At 65.5% G+C, this 252-nt stretch carries 1 pseudogene; it reads left to right on the forward strand.

Annotated features, from left to right (window positions below):
• Window positions 1-252: pseudogene (locus tag SB756_RS32900) on the forward strand (AI-2E family transporter); the annotation flags it as partial.

Raw genomic sequence — 252 nt, forward strand, 5'->3', positions numbered from 1 at the left:
GTGTGCCGGGCGCGGGGATCCTGGCAATCGCCATCCTTATGCTGGGCATCGCCCAGGCGCCGGCCACGCTGATCACGCTACCGGTCATCGCCTATGTATTCCATGCCGAAGGCTTCACCGTCGCGACCATCGTGTTTGCCATCTACACCTTCGTCGCCGGCCTTGCCGACAACGTGCTCAAGCCGCTGTTGCTGGGGCGCGGCGTGGATGTGCCGATGCCAGTGGTGCTGATCGGTGCGCTGGGCGGCATGG

Source organism: Pseudomonas sp. SIMBA_068, assembly GCF_046534705.1.
GTDB lineage: Bacteria > Pseudomonadota > Gammaproteobacteria > Pseudomonadales > Pseudomonadaceae > Aquipseudomonas > Aquipseudomonas putida.